The organism is Flagellimonas pelagia, from assembly GCF_003584135.1.
Taxonomy (GTDB): Bacteria; Bacteroidota; Bacteroidia; order Flavobacteriales; family Flavobacteriaceae; genus Flagellimonas; species Flagellimonas pelagia.
In genome coordinates this window covers 1-1,342 of sequence record NZ_QXFI01000002.1, presented here as the reverse complement: position 1 = coordinate 1,342, position 1,342 = coordinate 1, and the positions used below count along the sequence as shown (strand labels likewise).

Sequence of the window (1,342 nt, the reverse complement as noted above, 5' to 3'; positions counted from 1 at the left end):
GTCAAGCTCTGCCCATTCATCGCGCAGGTCCCGAAGCAGGCGCAGCATTCTGGCGCTGATTGGCAAATCGCCCCCCATAAGATCATCAAGCCGCCGGATAAGAGGACCGCGCCGCTGAGGCAGGATTATGCCGCGTTCTAACAGGACGGCGCGCAGTTGGTTGGTCAACCGCGTCCGCTCCGCAACCAGCCTTGCACGCGCCCTGTGCAGGATCTGCAAATCGAGCTGAGCTTCGCTTTTTGGCGTCACCAGGCGCATGGTTGGCCGGGTCGCGGCTTCCGCGATGGCCTCCGCATCTCGATCATCGGTCTTCTGCGCTTTGACGTAGGGCTGAACATATTCCGGCGACATTAACCGCACCGAATGACCATGCGACTGGAATGTCCGGGCCAGAAAATGTGCGCCGCAGCACGCTTCCATCGCTACCACGCATTGCGGCAGCTTCGAGACAAACTTGATCAACCCTTCACGCGTCATTCGTCGGCGCATAATTACCGCACCTGCAGCATCAAGGCCGGCCACGCTGCAACTGTTCTTGCCAAGATCAACGCCCAGAACACTGATTACCGGCTTCGTCATTGGTCCTCTCCTCTTCCATTCCGGAACCATCATAGCGCCGGTCGTTGAGGGGCGGACCATCCCATAACGTATGGTCCGCCCCGTCTGCAAGGATAAAGTTGGATGGCGTTGTGGGTCTGCATCAACGTATCCGGTCTCAGGCCTGTTGGCCTGGCCAAGATGGGTTCCGCGCGGCGGGAGCCTCATAAAGCCAACGGTGACATGCACCACATTTTTAACCAGGCTTTCCCGTCCGCCGGTTCGACCGTTATGCCATCTATCTCACCTCCACAGACATCTTGAGCGTTCAGCGTCAGCTGATCGCAATTCCGTCAGATTGATGCTTCCTGCGATTGATACACATCACCGCGCCGAAGGATCGCCCAAGCGACTCGGGCAAGCTTCGCAGCGAGCGCCACCACCACGACATTTGGATGCGCACGGGCAAGTAGGTTGCGTAGCCATACTCCCATGGCGGTTTGCTTTTCGACGAAGTGCCGCATCGCTGCTCGTGCGCCGTGGATAAGTTGGGTTCGTAGATAGCGGTTGCCCCGCTTGCTGATGCCCAGCATTTTGGTCTTGCCGCCAGTTGAGTGTTGTCGTGGTGTCAAACCGAGCCATGCGGCCAGATCACGCCCCTTGGCAAAGGCGCTGGCATCACCCACTGCGGCGACCAGTGCCGTGGCATTGATCGCCCCAATGCCAGGAACCGTGACCAGACGCTGAGCCAGATCATCTTCACGCGTCATGGCCATCAGTTCGTCGTCATAGGCTCCTATCCTGC

General features: G+C 58.8%; 2 protein-coding genes. Both read right to left on the bottom strand.

What is annotated here, in order from left to right:
* Nucleotides 1-579: IS110 family RNA-guided transposase (locus tag D2V05_RS00025; RefSeq protein ID WP_235855343.1), on the bottom strand; the 579-nt coding region annotated here is incomplete at its 3' end.
* Nucleotides 580-890: 311 nt separating this feature from the next.
* Nucleotides 891-1,342, bottom strand: a 452-nt coding sequence (locus tag D2V05_RS00020; RefSeq protein ID WP_119645462.1) for an IS110 family RNA-guided transposase, incomplete at its 5' end; no start/stop codon positions are given.